Annotated in this window: 15 protein-coding genes and 3 tRNA genes; 6 read left to right on the forward strand and 12 right to left on the reverse strand. The window is 66.3% G+C overall.

The features are described from left to right. Positions 1–2: 2 nt before the first annotated feature. From AC5P60_RS01205 to AC5P60_RS01220, 4 genes are read right to left on the reverse strand one after another with little or no spacing between them, the layout of a single operon-like run. A complete protein-coding gene (locus tag AC5P60_RS01205) occupies positions 3–665 on the reverse strand; it encodes a MotA/TolQ/ExbB proton channel family protein (RefSeq protein ID WP_005412819.1) in 663 nt (220 codons plus the stop codon). A 3-nt stretch (positions 666–668) separates the two neighbouring features. Beyond that, positions 669–3,068: a DNA internalization-related competence protein ComEC/Rec2 gene (locus AC5P60_RS01210; RefSeq protein ID WP_483692850.1), complete on the reverse strand. Its 2,400-nt coding sequence runs from the start codon at positions 3,066–3,068 to the stop codon at positions 669–671. Between the two features lie 59 nt (positions 3,069–3,127). Next, positions 3,128–4,471, reverse strand: a complete 1,344-nt coding sequence (locus AC5P60_RS01215) for a sensor histidine kinase (RefSeq protein ID WP_033833868.1) — start codon at positions 4,469–4,471, stop codon at positions 3,128–3,130. A 1-nt stretch (position 4,472) separates the two neighbouring features. After that, positions 4,473–5,144: a response regulator transcription factor gene (locus AC5P60_RS01220; RefSeq protein WP_033833867.1), complete on the reverse strand. Its 672-nt coding sequence runs from the start codon at positions 5,142–5,144 to the stop codon at positions 4,473–4,475. A gap of 145 nt (positions 5,145–5,289) precedes the next feature. Between AC5P60_RS01220 and AC5P60_RS01225 the strand changes: the two genes are divergently transcribed. Together AC5P60_RS01225 and AC5P60_RS01230 are read left to right on the forward strand one after the other, a co-directional pair. Further along, entirely contained in the window at positions 5,290–6,057 is a 768-nt protein-coding gene (locus AC5P60_RS01225) for a MipA/OmpV family protein (RefSeq protein ID WP_033833866.1), read from the forward strand. Positions 6,058–6,087: 30 nt separating this feature from the next. Then, entirely contained in the window at positions 6,088–6,372 is a 285-nt protein-coding gene (locus AC5P60_RS01230; protein WP_005408868.1) for a hypothetical protein, read from the forward strand. Between the two features lie 42 nt (positions 6,373–6,414). Here the strand turns inward: AC5P60_RS01230 and AC5P60_RS01235 are convergent, their stop codons facing one another. After that, positions 6,415–6,555, reverse strand: a complete 141-nt coding sequence (locus AC5P60_RS01235; protein ID WP_164281623.1) for a hypothetical protein — start codon at positions 6,553–6,555, stop codon at positions 6,415–6,417. 162 nt (positions 6,556–6,717) lie between these two features. Here AC5P60_RS01235 and AC5P60_RS01240 point away from each other — a divergent pair, with 162 nt between their 5' ends. From AC5P60_RS01240 to AC5P60_RS01250, 3 genes are all read left to right on the forward strand, one after another. Continuing rightward, on the forward strand, positions 6,718–7,287 hold the full coding sequence (locus AC5P60_RS01240) for a TlpA family protein disulfide reductase (RefSeq protein ID WP_033833865.1): 570 nt from the start codon (positions 6,718–6,720) through the stop codon (positions 7,285–7,287). Positions 7,288–7,399: 112 nt separating this feature from the next. After that, positions 7,400–7,588 carry a hypothetical protein gene (locus AC5P60_RS01245; RefSeq protein ID WP_005408865.1) on the forward strand — a complete coding sequence of 63 codons (189 nt, stop codon included), beginning with the start codon at positions 7,400–7,402 and terminating at the stop codon, positions 7,586–7,588. Between the two features lie 257 nt (positions 7,589–7,845). Then, positions 7,846–8,178, forward strand: a complete 333-nt coding sequence (locus AC5P60_RS01250; protein ID WP_049403688.1) for a hypothetical protein — start codon at positions 7,846–7,848, stop codon at positions 8,176–8,178. A 94-nt stretch (positions 8,179–8,272) separates the two neighbouring features. Here AC5P60_RS01250 and AC5P60_RS01255 read toward each other — a convergent pair. From AC5P60_RS01255 to uvrB, 3 genes are all read right to left on the reverse strand, one after another. Then, positions 8,273–8,347, reverse strand: a tRNA-Val gene (locus tag AC5P60_RS01255). Between the two features lie 98 nt (positions 8,348–8,445). Next, positions 8,446–8,520: transfer RNA gene (locus AC5P60_RS01260), tRNA-Val, on the reverse strand. Positions 8,521–8,627: 107 nt separating this feature from the next. After that, a complete protein-coding gene (gene uvrB / locus AC5P60_RS01265; protein ID WP_033833863.1) occupies positions 8,628–10,652 on the reverse strand; it encodes an excinuclease ABC subunit UvrB in 2,025 nt (674 codons plus the stop codon). A gap of 129 nt (positions 10,653–10,781) precedes the next feature. Between uvrB and AC5P60_RS01270 the strand changes: the two genes are divergently transcribed. After that, entirely contained in the window at positions 10,782–11,318 is a 537-nt protein-coding gene (locus tag AC5P60_RS01270; protein ID WP_005408862.1) for a GspH/FimT family pseudopilin, read from the forward strand. A 48-nt stretch (positions 11,319–11,366) separates the two neighbouring features. On the opposite strand, the gene AC5P60_RS01275 is transcribed toward AC5P60_RS01270, so the two are convergent. From AC5P60_RS01275 to AC5P60_RS01290, 4 genes are all read right to left on the reverse strand, one after another. Then, positions 11,367–11,443, reverse strand: a tRNA-Asn gene (locus AC5P60_RS01275). A gap of 47 nt (positions 11,444–11,490) precedes the next feature. Then, complete coding sequence (locus tag AC5P60_RS01280) at positions 11,491–11,916, reverse strand: type IV pilin protein (RefSeq protein ID WP_005408861.1); 426 nt, start codon at positions 11,914–11,916, stop codon at positions 11,491–11,493. Positions 11,917–11,929: 13 nt separating this feature from the next. Further along, positions 11,930–15,751: a pilus assembly protein gene (locus AC5P60_RS01285; protein ID WP_033833862.1), complete on the reverse strand. Its 3,822-nt coding sequence runs from the start codon at positions 15,749–15,751 to the stop codon at positions 11,930–11,932. An 11-nt stretch (positions 15,752–15,762) separates the two neighbouring features. Continuing rightward, on the reverse strand, positions 15,763–16,284 hold the full coding sequence (locus AC5P60_RS01290; protein WP_005408859.1) for a pilus assembly PilX family protein: 522 nt from the start codon (positions 16,282–16,284) through the stop codon (positions 15,763–15,765). Between the last annotated feature and the right edge of the window lies 1 nt (position 16,285).

Below are 16,285 nucleotides of genomic sequence, written 5' to 3' on the forward strand. Positions count from 1 at the left end.
GATCAGGCCTTCGCCGTGGCGGCGCCGGACTGGCGCGCGGCCGGGGCCGGGTTCATCACCCCGGGGCGGCCGTCGAGCGTATCCAGCAGGGCGCTGGCTTCCTGCTCCATCTCCACCACGTAGCCGTGGATGCGGCCCTTGAAGTAGCGATGGAACATCAGCGCCGGAATCGCCACGATCATGCCGGTGGCGGTGCACACCAGCGCCTTGCCGATGCCGCCGGCCAGCTGGTTCACGTCGCCCACGCCGTGGTCGAGGATGCCCAGGAACATCTGGATCATGCCGATCACCGTGCCGAGCAGGCCCAGCAGCGGGCCGGCCGAGGCAATGGTGCCCAGTGCGTTCAGGAATCGCTCCATGCGGTGCACCAGGTGGCGGCCGGTGTCTTCGATGCGCTCGCGGATCTGGTCGCGCGGGCGGTTGCGGGCTTCCAGTGCGGCAGCCAGCAGCGCGCCCAGCGGCGAGTTCGCCCGCAGGGTCTGCAGGTGGGCCGGGTCGAGCTTGCCGCGGGCGGCCCAGTTGCGCACTTCCTGGCCGAGGCCGGGCGGCAGCACTTCAGTCCGCCGAAGGGACCAGAAACGCTCCAGGATGATCGCCAAAGCCAGTACGCCCAGCAGCAGCAGCGGCACCATCGGCCAGCCACCGGCCTTGACCAGTTCCCACACGTTTCAACCCTCCGGCCCAACGGCCGCTTGTTCGATCGGCGATAGGATAGCAGCCGACCGCGCCCGCCCAGCGGCATCCCACCACCGGGATGCATGGATGCGCTGTTCACGCAGCTGCAGGCCTTGTGCGCCAAGCCATACGCGGATCGCCCCGGAGTCGGCCGTGGCCAGCACCTCCGCGCCTTGCGCCTGCCAGCGCTGGACCACATCCTGGCGCGGGTGGCCGAAGCGGTTCCGGTGCCCGGCCGAGACCACCGCCAACCGCGGCGCCACCGCCGCAACCCACGGCGCACTGGAGCTGCCGCCGCTGCCATGGTGCGGCACCAGTACCACGTCCGCCCTCAGCGCGTGCGGGTACGCCTGCAGCAGCGCCCCCTCGGCCGGTCGACCGATGTCACCCGGCAGCAGGACCACGCCGTGACGGCTGGCGATGCGCAGCACGCAGCTGTCCTCGTTTTCGGCTTGCCGGCTGCCCGGCGCCGGGTGCAGGACCTGGAAATCAACCCCGTCCCACTCCCAGCGCATCCCCTGCTGGCAGGGCGTGGCGCCGCCGATGGTGCTGCCCGGTGGCGCCAGCAGCTGCAGCCCGGGCAACTGCCGTCGCAGGCTGGGCAGGCTGCCGGTGTGATCCAGGTGGTCATGGCTGAGCATCACCTGCCGGGGCGGCCCCTGGCCGAGCGCGCGCAGGGCCGGGACCAGGATGCGTTCGTTGCCCTCGCCGCCAGTCGGCGGCCCCACGTCGTACCAGAGCGCGTGCCGCGCCGTGCGCACCAGCACCGCCGTGCCCTGGCCGACATCGTGCACCAGCAGCTCCAGCTCCCCCGCGGCCGGTGCATGCCGGGCCGGCCACAGCAGCGGCAGGCACAGCAGCAGGCCCGCCAGGCCACCGCCGGCGCCGCGCGGCAGCAGCCACCAGAACACGCCCAGCAAGGCCACGGGTAGCGCCCAGCGCGGCGCCTCGGCCAGCCACCACATCGCCTGCGGATGCAGCGCCAACGGCTGCAGGGCCCCCCAGCTGAGCTCGAACAGCCAGGCCGCGGCACGCCAGGCCCAACGCCCCGCGCCGTCATGCAGCACGTGCAGGCCGGTACCGAGCAGCGACAGCGGAACAACCAGCATTGTCCACCACGGGATGATCGGCAGGTTGACCAGCGGCCCCAGCCGCGCGGTCCCGCCGAACAAGGCGATGCACAGCGGCAGCAGCCCAAGGCTGGCAACACCCTGCGCGGCAAGGAACCCGCGCAGCCCGCCACCGATTCCCTCCGGCCCCGTCCTCGGCAGGCACCAGAGCAGCCACAGCACGCCACCGAAGCTCAGCCAGAATCCAGCCGAGAGCACCGACAGCGGCGCAGGCAACAGCATCACCATCGCGGCCAACGCCAGCCCCTGCCCTGCGCCCACCGGGCGACGCCCGGCCCTGGCCAGTGCGACCAGCCCGATCATCAGCGCCGCGCGCACCGTCGGCAGCGCACCACCCGCCGCCACGGCATAGGTGGCTGCGGCCAGCGCCGCTCCCCATGCGGCGGCCTGCGGCCGTGGCCAGTACCGTCCCAGCAGCGGGCACAGCCACCACCACAAGCGGCACAGCAGTACACCGAAGCCAGCCACCACGCCCACGTGGAAACCGGAGATGGCGACCAGATGGGTCAGGCCCAGCGCGCGCAGGTGTTCCCAGTCGGCATCGGACAGGCCGCGGGTATCGCCCAGTGCCAGCGCCTGCACGAACCGCGCGGCAGGATGTGCCACCTGCATGGCGATCGCCTCACTGCTGCGTTCCCGCCAGGCCTGCAGGCCCTGCGCCGGCAGCCACTCCCGCGCACGGGCCGGATCACGCACCGAGGCATTACCGGAGATGCCCCGCAGCACGGCGTGGCGCTCGCCATCGAAGCCGCCGGGATTGATCCGCGAGCGTGGCGCGCGCACGCGCAACGACAACTGCCAATGCGATCCTGCGCGAACCGCATGGCGCCCGCCCTCCGCCTCGTGCGCTGGCGATCCGCGCCACGGATCGTTCCAGGTCACCTGCAGGCGCTTGCCACGCAGCGATGGCAGCGCGCCGGCATCTTCGACATGCAGCACGAAACGCGTGTAGCCGGGCCCCTGCTGGGGAAGGTCGGCAACCCGGCCCCGCACCTGCACATCCTGCGCTGGCGCGCCGGGTGGCAGCTGGCCATGCAGGACCCAGTGCCCGTGCACCGTTGCCCAGGCCAGGCCGAGCAGGGCCGCGGCCCAGGCACGGCCGCGCCAGGGCAACAGCCAGCCGCCGGCGCCGGCGATCGCCATCGGCACACTCAGCCACAGCGGCAGCAACATCGGCATCTGCACGCAGGCCAGCGCCCCCAGCACCAGGCCTGCAGCGCAGCCAAAGCCAAACAGGGCCGGGGCGGATCGATCGGGAACCATTTCCCCAGCCTGCCGCTGGAGGTCGCAGGCTGCCTATCGGGCCTTTCCCCGTGCGCCTGTCAGCGCCGTACGGTACCGCGGTGGAAATTGACTCTGAAGCTGGCGCCGCCGCCAGCCGCTTCGCCAACGCTGACCGAGCCACCGTGGTGCTGCACGATTTCCTTCACCAGGTGCAGGCCCAGGCCACTGCCGCTGCCGGCTGCACGCAGGCGGTGGAAGGGCTCGAAGATCGCTTCGCGGTCGCCGACCGGAATGCCGGCGCCCTGGTCGCTGACCTCTAGCAGGCCGCGTGCATCGAGGCGCACGCAGATCGTGCCGCGCCCGCCGCCATGGACGATGGCGTTGTGCACCAGGTTGGCGATCACACGCCCCAGCGCCAGGCTGTCGCCATGGATCCACACGGGCGACTCCGGCGCATCCACCTCGAAGCCATAACCGGCGCCGACCACCAGCGGCGCCAGATCGGCGGCCGCCTCGCGCACCAGCAACGCCAGGTCCAGCCGCTGCAGCGCGCCGACATTGCGATCGAGACGCTGCAGGTCGAGCAGGTGCTCAGCCACGTTGCCGAGGCGGGCGACGTCGGTCAGCAACTGCGATTTCAGTTCACCCTGCGGCAGCTGCGACAGGCGCGCCTGCACCACCGCGATCGGTACGCGCAGCTCATGCGCGGCATCGGCGAGGAACTTGTCGCGCGCTGCATAGCCCTGCTGCACCTTGTCGATCGCATCGTTGAACGCTTCCACCAGTGGTGCGACCTCGGTGGACACCAGCTGCGCATCCAGGCGCGCGCCCGGCTGGCCGATGTCCAGTTCCTTGGCCTGCTGCGCGGAGCGGCGCACGCCGCGCATCGCGCGATGGATCACCGTCGGCATCACCAGCAGCGTGACCACGATCAACGGCAGGAAGAACCACAGGCCGATCAGGCGCAGCACCATCAGCGCGCCATCCAGCAACCCGCCCTTTGGAGCGCCACCGACCATCACCGTGATGCGGCGCCCCTCTTCGTTGCGGATCATCACCCGCGCCACATCCAGGTACGGCGGCACCAGCGAACCAAGTTCGGTCGCGCCCAGCGTCGGCAACCGCGCCAGCAGCGGCGCGTGGATCGCCGGAATCGTGCCGCGCTCCAACCAGACACCCTTGTCGTCGACTGCCGCGAACCAGAGGTTGCCGCCTGCACTGGCATCGAGCTTTTCCCAGCGCGCCTGGTCCAGCACCAGTCGGCCCCCCTCGCTGTGCACTGCCTTGGCCACTGCCTCGGCCATGAACATGTCCATGCCCCAGGTGTCCTTGTCACCCCAGGTCAGGATCAACGCGACCACCGCGAACAGCACGGTGAAGGCCTGTGCAAGGAACAGGCGCCAGGCCAGGCCCAGGGTGATGGAACGGATCGGACGTGCCATCTCAGGCCTCCGCCAGCAGGTAGCCGACACCGCGGATCACATGGATCTCCACGCCGGCCCCCGCCTGTTGCAGCGCCTTGCGCAGCTTGGAGATATGCGCGTCCAGTGCATTGGACTGGATCTCGTCATCGAAGCCGTACACTGCCGCCTCCAAGGCACTGCGGGTGACGGTGCGTCCCTGCCGCATCGCCAGCGCCTGCAGCACCAGCACCTGCCGGCGCGGCAGCGCCAGCAGCTGGCCATCGACCTGCGCCTGCAGCGATTCGAAATCGAATTCCAGCCGGCCCAGTCGCAGGCTGGGTGTCACCATCGCAGACGGCCGCCGCGACACCGCACGGATGCGCGCCATCAGCTCCTCGATCGCCACCGGCTTGACCAGATAGTCATCGGCGCCGACATCCAGGCCCTCGACCTTGTCCGACAGCGTGCCCTTGGCAGTCAGCATGATCACCGCCAGGTTCGGGCGCAGGGCCCGCGCAACGGCAACGAAGCCAGCGCCGTCGCCATCAGGCAACTGGCGGTCGAGCAGCATCAGCTGGTGCACGGGTTCGCGCAGCGCGATGGCCGCTTCGGCCAGGCAACCAACCACATCGGCGACCACGCCCTGCCGCTCCAGTCCCGATTGCAGGGCTCGGGACAGATCAGGATCGTCTTCGACCAGGAGGATGCGCATCGGGGGCTCGGCTACCGGAAACGGTGCCGATCATAGTGCCTGGCGCCCACTTTTTCCGCTTCGGCCTGCCGGATGCGCCGACGCAATGTTCTGACAATGTTGCCCCGCCATCATGCGCAGCCATCCCCCGCAAAGTCGCTGATCGATGCCGTCACTGTCCTCGACCCTGCTGCGCCCGCTGCTGTTCTCCGCTGCATTCGGCCTGCCGGTGTTCGCGCAGGCCGCCGACCGCAACCCGGGCGTGCAGGCCGGCATCAGCGCTGGCGCAACCTCGGGCGCGTATGCGCACTACGACGTCAAACCACTGGTGGTTCCGTCCATTGCCTGGCAGGGCCAGCGCTTCTTCGCCAGCCCCGGCTCGCTGGGGATGTACCTGTACAAGGGCCAGGGCCTGCGCCTTTCGACGGCGCTCACGCCCTACACGCTGCGCTTCAAGACCGATGACGTGAATGATCCGCAGCTGCGCCGCCTGCACAGCCGGCAGATGTCGGCCATGGCCGGCATCAACGGCGAATACAGCGCCGACTGGGGCATCATCGAAGCTGGGGTGATGCGTGAGATCACCGGCCACGGCGGCGGTTTCGAATCGCGCCTGCACTACAGCTATCCGATCCAGGCCGGCCGCTTCACCTGGGTCCCCAAGGTGGGCGTGGTGCGCTCCAGCGCACGCTTGCTGGATTACTACTACGGCATCAGCGATGAGGAAGCGCTGCGCTCCGGACTGGCCGCCTACCGGCCGGGCAGCACGACATCGCCAAGCCTGCAGATCGCCGTCAGCACGCCGCTGGGCACGAAGTGGCGCGCGACCGGCGTCGTCGCCAACCAGTGGTTTGGCGATGCGGTGAAGGACAGCCCGATGGCACGACGCGGCACACAGTCGTCGGCCTTCATTTCCCTGATGCGCTCGTTCTGAACGAGCACCCGCTACGGACAAGGACTCCCCATGGCCTCCGTCTCCCCCACTTCCGAAGCACACGCGATCCTGCGAGCCCCCGATCTGGACAGCGCCGAACGCGTCTACCTTGGCCTGATGCCCGACCTTGAGCACGTAAGCGCGCTTGCACGTCGCGCGCTCGGCCAGTCGCGCGTTGCCGACGCGGCCCGGGGATACGCGCTTTCGATGACCCTGGTCGGGCTGCGCCTGCAGGAACTGGAGATGGGCGAGGCCAGCGCGAAAGAGCACCGGCAGGCCACCCTGCGCAGCCTGCGCCAGGCCTTCAGCGCCTGAGCACCGGCCAGCCGCAACGCTGCCGCAGTGCCGCGCAGCCGCTCAGCGGAACGTGGTCCAGGCCAGCACAGCGGACAACAGGGCGACCCAGATCACTGCCTTGAACGTACCTTCCAGCATGTTGCCGCCGAACAGCACTTCAAAGAACGGATTGGGCCTGGAAACCGGCACATGATCGCTCATCGTTGAAAGATCCTGGGGATGGGTGGAGGGCATGCACGCAAGCCTGCGCGGGCACAACTCTAGTACATGTGCTCCGTCGGAGGATGCGCCGGGAACATCCGCTTAACAACCTGCGCGCCAGTTCGGGTATGTTCGACCCAACGCTGTGTTCAAGGATGATCGATGCTCAAGCGCGTCCTGTTCCCCGTTGTCGCCCTGCTGCTGTCCGTGCTGGTCATCGCGCTCGGATGGCAGAACCGCCAGCTGCGGCAGATCAATGAGCAGATGGCCACGCAGCTGCAGGACATGCGTCTTGCAGCACATGGCCTCGAACTGGGCAGTCGCCCGGATGCGCTGGCGCTGCGCACCACGCAGCAGACCTTCGTCGATATCGGCGGCGCGCGCGAGGTTCCGCAGATCCTCTATTTCTTCTCCACCGCATGCCGCTACTGCCTGGCCTCGGTACCGCAGCTGCAACAGATCGCCGCGGCCCGCGGCAACAGCGAACTGGTCGGTGTCGGCATGCCGCCATACGACCAGCTGGGGGACTACGCCGGCAAACATGCACTGCGCTTCCCGATCGCCATCGACAACGAAGCCGCCGCGTCCACGCGCTATCGCGCCACCGTCACGCCGATGCTGATGGTGCTGGCTGCCGATGGCCGCGTTGCCTACAAGCATGTCGGCCAGCTCGACGCCCAGGTCGTGCAGGCTGTCGTCGCCTCGCTCGCACCGAGGCCGGCGCTGCCCTGATCCCGCGTGCCGCGCATTGCGTCGCGGCCCCCTGTTACCGCATTCGCGCCACAACCGGCACTCCCGTGCCTTCGGCAACTGCAACTCCACAACGCCAACCAAGGAGATACACATGATCGGAAAGAAAGTGCTTTCGTCCGTCGCCGGTATCGTCGTTGTCGCGGCCATGGCCTTCGGCGCCAGCCAGGCCTTCGCCGTCTCGCCCAAGACCGGATATGCACCGGGCTGCGAACCACACCCGCAGTGCCCGTTCGGCAACGCGGGCAAGCACGGCCAGCTGCTGTGCTGCGATCCGTTGTAACCGGATCCGTGCATGGGGTCGGCATCGCTGACCTGCCACACCCGCCGCGGAGCTGAGCCAGCGCCGCGGCCATGACCGGGCCACCCCGCAGTGGCCCACCACGCCGGGCCGCCTTGAAGCGCGGCCCGGCACTTCCTGGCCCGGATTCATCCTTCCCGCAGCGACTTGGCGGACGCTTTTCCGGCTTTCGTCGCATACCGGTTTCACAGCGCAGGGGGCAGTGCCACGCTGGACTCCCTTCTCCGGAGCACCGTGCCATGCCGATGCTTGCCCTGCTGTTGTTGTGCGCTGGCCTGTTCGGCCGCGATGCCGACGCCGGGGATGCCTCCCTGCGCAGCCAGATCCTGCAGGCCGACGCCGGTCAGGCAGAAACATCCTCGGTGCCGGATCGGAAAGCGGCCCCGGCCACCCTGCAGCTGTACCGGCTACGCCAGGATCGCGTATTGCGCGTGGGCAATCAGCCGCTGCAGGCCGACGCCCCGCAGCGGCAAGCCGGCTCGGCGCGCTTCGCGCAGGTCTGGGAACGCGTGGACGGCCACTGGCGGCTGCAGCGCATGATCAGCATCGACGAATGGGTTGCCCAGCGCTGACGCTCGGCACCGGCAACCGTCGTAAACGAGAAAGCCGGCCCAGGGCCGGCTTTCATCGTGATCCACCGCTGCACCGGCAATGCCGGGAGCCAGGTGGTGGGCGGTACAGGGTTCGAACCTGTGACCCCTACCATGTCAAGGTAGTGCTCTACCGCTGAGCTAACCGCCCATCTTGTTCCTGCCGCCCGAAAGCTGGCCTTGCTACGTAAAAACCCGGCGCCAGGGCCGGGCTCTTCAGTTCACGACAGCCTCCTTCCGGAGACTTCGTGGTGGGCGGTACAGGGTTCGAACCTGTGACCCCTACCATGTCAAGGTAGTGCTCTACCGCTGAGCTAACCGCCCGTTTTTGCTTCTGAACGTCCGCGATTGCGTCGGTGCAGGCCGCGTATATTACGGATGCCGGCCGTGAAGCGCAACACTTTTGTGAAGAAGATGCTGCACCGCCGCGTTCAGCCCAGACTCGCTTCCTTCAGCTGCCGGATCTGGTCACGCACCCGTGCGGCATCCTCGAATTCCAGGTCCTTGGCGTGCTGGTACATCTGCTGTTCGAGCGCCTTGAGACGCGCCGCCAGCTGGGCCGGACCGAGCGAACGGTAATCGGCTCCGTCCTCGGCAACACCCGCCCTGCCCTTGCCCTTGCCCTTCTTGGCTTCCTTCTCCGCCGCATCCGAACGCGCACCTTCGAGGACGTCGACGATCGGGCGCGCCACCGAGCGCGGCACGATGCCGTGTTCTTCGTTGTACTCGACCTGCTTGGCGCGGCGGCGGTCGGTCTCGTCGATCGCTGCCTGCATCGAGCGGGTCACCTTGTCCGCATACAGGATCGCCTTGCCGCGCACATTGCGGGCGGCGCGGCCGATGGTCTGGATCAGCGAACCGGTGGAGCGCAGGAAGCCTTCCTTGTCGGCGTCGAGGATCGCCACCAGCGACACCTCGGGCATGTCCAGGCCTTCGCGCAGCAGGTTGATGCCGACCAGCACGTCGAACTTGCCCAGGCGCAGGTCGCGGATGATCTCCACGCGCTCGACCGTATCCACGTCCGAGTGCAGGTAGCGCACGCGGATACCGTGTTCGGTGAGGTACTCGGTGAGGTTTTCAGCCATGCGCTTGGTCAGCGTGGTGACCAGCACGCGGTCGCCCGCCTTGATGCGCGCGTTGGCCTCGCTCATCAGATCGTCGACCTGGGTACCGACCGGCCGGATCTCCACCACCGGGTCGATCAGGCCGGTTGGGCGCACCACCAGTTCGGTGATCTCGTCACCGGCTTCACGCAGTTCATAGGGCCCGGGCGTGGCCGACACGTAGATGCTGCGCGGGCAGCGCTCCTCCCATTCCTCGAAGCGCAGCGGGCGGTTGTCCAGCGCCGACGGCAGGCGGAAACCGAACTCAACCAGGGTTTCCTTGCGCGAGCGGTCACCCTTGAACATGGCGCCGATCTGCGGAATGGTCACATGCGATTCGTCGATGACCAGCAGCGCGTCCGGCGGCAGGTAGTCGAACAGGGTCGGTGGCGGCTCGCCGGCGTTCTTGCCGGTCAGGTGCCGCGAGTAGTTCTCGATACCGTTGCAGAACCCGACCTCGGCCATCATCTCGATGTCGAACTGCGTGCGCTGTGCCAGGCGCTGCGCCTCCACCAGCTTGTTTTCCGCGTACAGCTGCTCAAGCCGCTCCTTCAACTCCACCTTGATCGTTTCCACCGCGGCCAGCACGCGCTCGCGGGTGGTGGCGTAGTGGGTCTTGGGGTAGACGGTGAAACGCTGCATGTTGCGCATCGTCTCACCGGTGAGCGGGTCGAACAGGGTGATCTTCTCGACCTCGCCGTCGAACAGCTCGATACGCAGCGCTTCGCTGTCCGACTCGGCCGGGAACACGTCGATCACTTCGCCACGCACGCGGAACGTGCCGCGCTGAAGCTCGTACTCATTGCGCGTGTACTGCAGCTGGGTCAGGTGATTGATCAGGTCGCGCTGGTCGATGCGCTCGCCCTTGGACAGGATCAGGCGCAGCGACAGGTAGTCCTCCGGCGCACCCAGGCCATAGATCGCCGACACCGTGGCCACCACGATCGCATCCGGGCGCGACAGCAGGGTCTTGGTCGCGGCCAGCCGCATCTGCTCGATGTGCTCGTTGATCGAACTGTCCTTCTCGATGAAGGTGTCCGACGAAGGCACGTAGGCCTCCGGCTGGTAGTAGTCGTAGTAGCTGACGAAATACTCGACCGCGTTGTGCGGGAAGAACGCCTTGAACTCACCATACAGCTGCGCCGCCAGCGTCTTGTTCGGCGCCATGATCAGCGTCGGTTTCTGCACGTTCTGGATGACGTTGGCGATGGTGTAGGTCTTGCCCGAGCCGGTGACGCCCAGCAGGGTCTGCTTGGCGATGCCCGCCTCGAAGTTGCTGGTCAGCTTCGCGATGGCATCAGGCTGGTCGCCCGCCGGCGAATACGGCGAGACGAGTTCGAAACGGTCGCTCATGGTGTTGCCAGTTCCCGGGAAGGACAAGTATACGGGGCAAGGGGTGACGGCCGGCTGAGGGCTTTCCGGGCAGGCGGGCGCGGCAGTGCCTGATGGCGGCCGTCCCGCTGCGGCGCGAGGCTTGATGCCATGCATCGCACTCCCGCCCACTGTCGTTCAGCATCACGCGGCGTGCATCTGGTCGAGATGCTGGTGGTGATCGCCATCCTTTCCGTTCTGCTGGCCGTGGGCTGGCCGGCCCTGCGCCCGGTGCTGTTGCGGCAACGCGCCGACGCCCTGCAGCTGACCCTGCATGCCAGTCTTTCCAGCGCCAGAAGCGAGGCCCTGAAGCGCCGCGAACTGATCGGGCTGTGCGCCAGCGACGACGGTGAGCAGTGCTCCCGCGACTGGAGCGCAGGGTGGATCATCTATCGCAGCGGCAGGCACCGGGGGACACCAGCATCCGCCCAGGACATCCTGATCCACCATCAAGGCCGGACCGACATCGCCATCGTCGCCCAGGCCAGCGGTGGACGGCCGCTGCTGTTCTTCCAGCCTGACGGGCGCAGTCCCGGTGCCAATCTGACGCTGCGCATCTGCGCAGGAGACCGGCTGCATGGCAGGTTGGTCATCAACAACGGCGGCCGCATCCGCAGCGAGCGTGTCGACCGCACCCTTCCCTGCTGACGGGCCAAAACGACAAAAGCCGCGATTTCTCGCGGCTTTTGCAGTATCTGGCGCCCGAAGTTGGACTCGAACCAACGACCCCCTGATTAACAGTCAAGTGCTCTAACCGGCTGAGCTATTCGGGCGGGGAGGCGCATTGTACTGGGCGTTCAGAGGAAGATCAACACCTGATTTACCAGCAATCGGAAACCGTGCCGCTGGCCGTTTTGCGGTTGGCCTGGTCCACGCTCAGCGTCCCGCAGCTGTCCTTGGTCTGGTTGCCCTGGGGCGTCGCAGTCAGCGTGAACGAGGACGCCTTGCCATCGAACGTGATCGCGTACCGTGTGGTCCCGCCCTCGCGCGGCGACACCTTGCTGGGCAGCGCGAAGCCCGAGTAGGTGTTGTTCACCGAGTAGTAGCGCTCGGCACGCTGCGCGTATTCCACCAGGTCCGCCTTGGCCACGCCCCGGTGCGACTGGCGGATGTACTGCTGGTACGACGGAACGACAATCGCGGCCAGGATGCCGAGCACGATCACCACGATCATCAGTTCGATGAGGGAGAAACCGTGCTGCTTGCCGGGACGACGCAGGGTACGGGAAAGAGTGTTCAGGCTCATGGGCATGTCTTCGTTACTGGATCTGGCGCCAGGATTGGCGACCGCAGGGATAAGGCACGTACATCGTCGGAGCACCCGCCACGTTGACCGCCATCCAGCAGGCACGTCCGCCTCGATCGGCACCCTTTGCCAGGCGCGGCATCACCGAGACATTGACGTCCTTCACCGGTGCGGTGCCGCCGGTGTCGAGACTGACGCCAGCCGTGCCCGCTCCGTAGGGCGTACCGGTAATGGACCCGACCCGCGCCTGCTCCAGCGATGCAACGCCCGAGATCGGATTGAGGCCAAACAGCCAGTTGCTTCCCTCGGTCGAACAGCCACGGCCACCCGCGGTGGGCATGTAGGTAGGCATGAACACCGTTCCCGACGCCACGGCAGGATTACCAACAAAGCGCTCACCTGCGCCGGGCAGTGCAATGCTCCATCCGCGCGCCGCGCCGGAGAAGGGTGTGGCCGTGACCGTGCGCAACTTGTTGGTGGTGGTCACTGTATAGGCCACCAGATTGGCGGGCACGATCGTGGCCTCCGGCTGGTCCTTGCTGGTGTCGTTGACACCGTACAGCGACTGCGCGGTGAGATCCTGGGGGTCATTGTCGAAGGAGAAGCTGCCGGTACCCAGCACCAGCATCACGCCACCACCGGGTCCGGTCACGGCGGTCATGCCACCGGTAATCGGCTGGCGATACACCTGGTTGTTGTTGTTGGTCTGGCGCGCCGTGGTGAACACCGGCGTGGTGACCGAGGTCGCCGTGCTTTCCAGGTCGAACTTCCACAGCGCGCCGCGCTGGTCGGCCGCATAGATCGTGTCCGCCAGGCCGTCACGGCCACGTACACGCCCCGTCCCACCGGCGCTGTCGGCGCGCCAACGGTCGACAGCCACGATGTTGCCCAGGCCATTGTCACCGGCAGGTGCGGTTGCTGCGGCCTCGGTAGCAGTGATCATCCGCACCGCGCCCGATCCCAGGTCGACCACGAACAGCACGGCCTTGCGGCTGAGGCTGTTGTAACCGTTGCCGAAGATCGCTTTCCACGCCACCCCGGTCCCTTCCTTCACCGGCACGATCACCGGCTTGCCAAGGACATGGCCGATGTTCGCCTTTACGGTGCTATCGAGCCCCGGCGCCACGTCACTGATTTCCCACAGGCGATTGCCGGTACCGAAGCTGGACGGCGTGGTCACATCCAGCGCGAACACCGAGCGCCCACCGGCGCCGGCCGTACCGACCAGTGCCGTGGCCCAGTTGCCACCGATCTGCGCGTCCGCCACCGCGATCGGTCCATCCACGTAGTAGCGATGACGGAAGCGCTGGTCGGACTTGTTGGCCGCCACGTAGGGATACAGCAGGTTGGCCATGTGGCCCAGCGCGGTTCCAGGGATGTAGGCGAAGGTCTCGCTGCCACCGGCACCGTCACTTACGCCACTGCCGTTCATGCCACCGTCGAAGGCATGCAGCATGCCGTCATTGGCACCGACATAGACCATGTAGCGGCCATTGTTGCGCTTGCGGGTCAGATACGTGGCATACGAGGTCGCCATCGCGGTGCTGATGCGCTGGTAGCCATAGTCGTCGCGGGGCGAACTGATCACCGGGCTGGAATTGACGATGTCGCCCAGCACGGTGGTACGGGTGCGATAGATGCCCCCTGAGTTGCGTACTTCGCGCGATGCGTCGCCGCGCAGATAAGCCATGGCCGTGGCGATGTCGCCGCCCAGCTTTTCAGCCTCGGTCGCAGAACAGCGCGCAATACCCGGATACTGCTTCTCGTCCTTGTTGCAGAGATCGGTGAAGGCGATGTTGGTGCTGCTGAAGTCAACTGCAGCATTGCCCTTGGTGGCGACGATGGTGCGCGAACGCTGCGCGCCCAGTTTCTCGGCCGCTTCCCACACCTGCGTGTACTCGGTCTGCTGCGTCTTGTCGTTCACCGCAAGCTTGGATGCCTTCAGGCGGCTGAACCAATCGGTTTCCTCGTTGGCTACTTCGAACTGGGGCGTGACCGCCAGCGACCCGGTACCGATACGCGCGCCGGTCAGGCCCTGGCTGCCCGAAGGCGCTGGCCCGGAGGTGACCGACGAGAGCACCCGGCGCATGGCCGTGGTGATGTCTGCCGGAGTACGCGCGTTGATGTACTCACCGCGGGTATTGGTCGCGGCGTGCCAGATGTCATCCACGGTGCTGGGGTTGTTGTTCTGACGTGGCGGCCAGTTGTTGTAGATGGCCGAATCGGTATACGGATTCTGCTGTTTGTCCGGATCGAACAGGTTGCCACGCGCACCCAGGGTGATCCCGTAGAAGTTGATATGCAGGTTCTTGTTGCAGTCCAGCGACTTGTCGGTACTGGTCGCGCACTGCTCCGGCACCGGCACATTGCCCTTGGGCATCGCGGTATCGGTGCGCAACGGATTGACGTAATAGTACGCCGCGATATCAGCCATCGTATCCGAGTTGCTGTCCTTGAACGGGGCACCCATGGCACCGTCAATGTTCCCTGGGGTGGGAATCGAACTCGATGGGAACCCGTTGCCGTTGTTGCTGTAGCCATCGGTGAACAGCATCACCGCGTTTTTCTGGCAGGAAAGCTTGATGGGGGCCGCATCGTCGGTTCGCATGAACTGCAGGCCGGCCGCATTGACCGCATTTCGGTTGGGCGTACCGCCATTGGCGGTCAGCGCAATCATGTCGCTGTACAGTTTCGCCTTTTGCGAGATCAGGCTCATGTCCTGGATCGCGAGACGCTTCGCATCATCCGACGAGCTGTTGTACTTCAGGAAGTCGTTGATCTTGAAGTAGCCGACATACATGTCGTTGACGTTCAACGCATGCGTCATGCCAGCGATCATCGCGCGGTTTCGGTTACCGTAGTAGGAGTACCAGTTGGCGAAATTCTGGAGCGCGGCGGCATCACCGGATGCGATGACATACTTCCACATGTCACAGCCTGGGCCACAGGCACCCGCAATTCTGGTGCGCTTCACGCCCGCATATGCATTGGTCGTCCCCGGCAGCTGGGGACGGGGGTCCGCATCACTGCTGTAGGGCATGAAGAATGTTGCCGGAACGTACCTGAGAGATGCGTAATCCGCCGAAGTCCAGCTTCGGCCAGCGCTATTGCCATTGCTGTTTTCGCTACCGAATGTATACGTTACGTTCCCCGAGCGATCCTCGTATCGGGTCACATTCGCATAGGCCTGCCCCTGCGGCGCAACCATGCCCTTCTGCATCCGTTGGACATCCCAACTGGATTTACCCAGGTAGCTCGCAGCAAGCGACAGCGAATTACCCGTGTCACGCGGATCAATGAGGGTGGCTGTCGTATTGGCCTGAGGATAGGACACGACCTCTTCCTTGACGATGTTCAGCCAAGGCTCGTACTTGATGTTCGGATCGTAGTACGCCGGATTGTAGGCGGCCGATCGCGCGAACCCGAATACGTCCAGCGCGGGAATGCCGCTGTTGTCGTTGATTCGGGCACCTGGCAGTACATAGAAGTAGTCGCACTCACCCGCGCCATAGATGGGATTTCCATAGCGATCGTAGCCACTGATGATGTCGTCAACGGTGTTCAGTACACCCTTGGATCTGAAGAAGCTCTGCCGGGCATAGTTCCAGCACGCCGTTCCGTCCTGCCCCGGGAACTGGGTCTGAAAGGTCATCGAACCCGAATCATCCACCGCCATGATGAATGACGGCGGCGCGGAGACCTTCAGGTTCATCGGGTGCTGCGACAATGTGCCCTGCGCCTGCGCGGCGAACAGGTTCATCGCAAGCCAGGTGCCGCCAGCCACCGCCAGCAACAGCCCGGAGCCGGCCAGGATCTTGATCTTTCGGGTCGCCATGACCGGGTTCCTCAAAGCTTGAAAACAGTGTCGACAGCCGCCGAGGAAGTACCCTCGTTGCTGGTGGCGGCATCGCGATCGGAGCCGAACGCGGTGATCTGGTAGACGCGGGTGGGCTCTTCGCTTTCCGGCGTGCCCATGCCCAGCGTCGATTCGCCCTGGATGCAGGCGTCGATGCGGCGCACGCTGACCACCGGCGCCGCCGACAGTTTCTGCTCTCCCACCCAGCGGGTGGGATCGAAGCCGTCATCGCAGATGCGCTTGATGGCGTCAGCCTTCAACGAGCCGCCGTCGCCGGTATTGTTGTCGATCTCCTCGATCGACCGCTCGGCGTCACGGACCGCCCGCTCGCTGGCCTGGAACGCCACGTTGGCGGCCCGGTAGTTGGAGGACATGCGCTCCTGCATGCTCGCCACCTGCATGCCGACCACGCCGATCAGCGACAGCAGGATCAACAGCATCAGAGCCACGTACAGCACCGCACCGCGCTGCTGCGTACGCCCCTGGAATCGACGGGAGACGGAGGGCTTCATG

This window comes from Stenotrophomonas sp. YJH_SMC_120 (genome assembly GCF_059368675.1).

Coding starts and splice junctions, on each gene's coding strand:
- AC5P60_RS01210 (WP_483692850.1), bottom strand. CDS start 3,068: ATGGTTCCCGATCGATCCGCCCCGGCCCTGTTTGGCTTTGGCTGCGCT.
- AC5P60_RS01215 (WP_033833868.1), bottom strand. CDS start 4,471: ATGGCACGTCCGATCCGTTCCATCACCCTGGGCCTGGCCTGGCGCCTG.
- AC5P60_RS01220 (WP_033833867.1), bottom strand. CDS start 5,144: ATGCGCATCCTCCTGGTCGAAGACGATCCTGATCTGTCCCGAGCCCTG.
- AC5P60_RS01225 (WP_033833866.1), top strand. CDS start 5,290: ATGCCGTCACTGTCCTCGACCCTGCTGCGCCCGCTGCTGTTCTCCGCT.
- AC5P60_RS01230 (WP_005408868.1), top strand. CDS start 6,088: ATGGCCTCCGTCTCCCCCACTTCCGAAGCACACGCGATCCTGCGAGCC.
- AC5P60_RS01235 (WP_164281623.1), bottom strand. CDS start 6,555: ATGAGCGATCATGTGCCGGTTTCCAGGCCCAATCCGTTCTTTGAAGTG.
- AC5P60_RS01240 (WP_033833865.1), top strand. CDS start 6,718: ATGCTCAAGCGCGTCCTGTTCCCCGTTGTCGCCCTGCTGCTGTCCGTG.
- AC5P60_RS01245 (WP_005408865.1), top strand. CDS start 7,400: ATGATCGGAAAGAAAGTGCTTTCGTCCGTCGCCGGTATCGTCGTTGTC.
- AC5P60_RS01250 (WP_049403688.1), top strand. CDS start 7,846: ATGCCGATGCTTGCCCTGCTGTTGTTGTGCGCTGGCCTGTTCGGCCGC.
- uvrB (WP_033833863.1), bottom strand. CDS start 10,652: ATGAGCGACCGTTTCGAACTCGTCTCGCCGTATTCGCCGGCGGGCGAC.
- AC5P60_RS01270 (WP_005408862.1), top strand. CDS start 10,782: ATGCATCGCACTCCCGCCCACTGTCGTTCAGCATCACGCGGCGTGCAT.
- AC5P60_RS01280 (WP_005408861.1), bottom strand. CDS start 11,916: ATGAGCCTGAACACTCTTTCCCGTACCCTGCGTCGTCCCGGCAAGCAG.
- AC5P60_RS01285 (WP_033833862.1), bottom strand. CDS start 15,751: ATGGCGACCCGAAAGATCAAGATCCTGGCCGGCTCCGGGCTGTTGCTG.
- AC5P60_RS01290 (WP_005408859.1), bottom strand. CDS start 16,284: ATGAAGCCCTCCGTCTCCCGTCGATTCCAGGGGCGTACGCAGCAGCGC.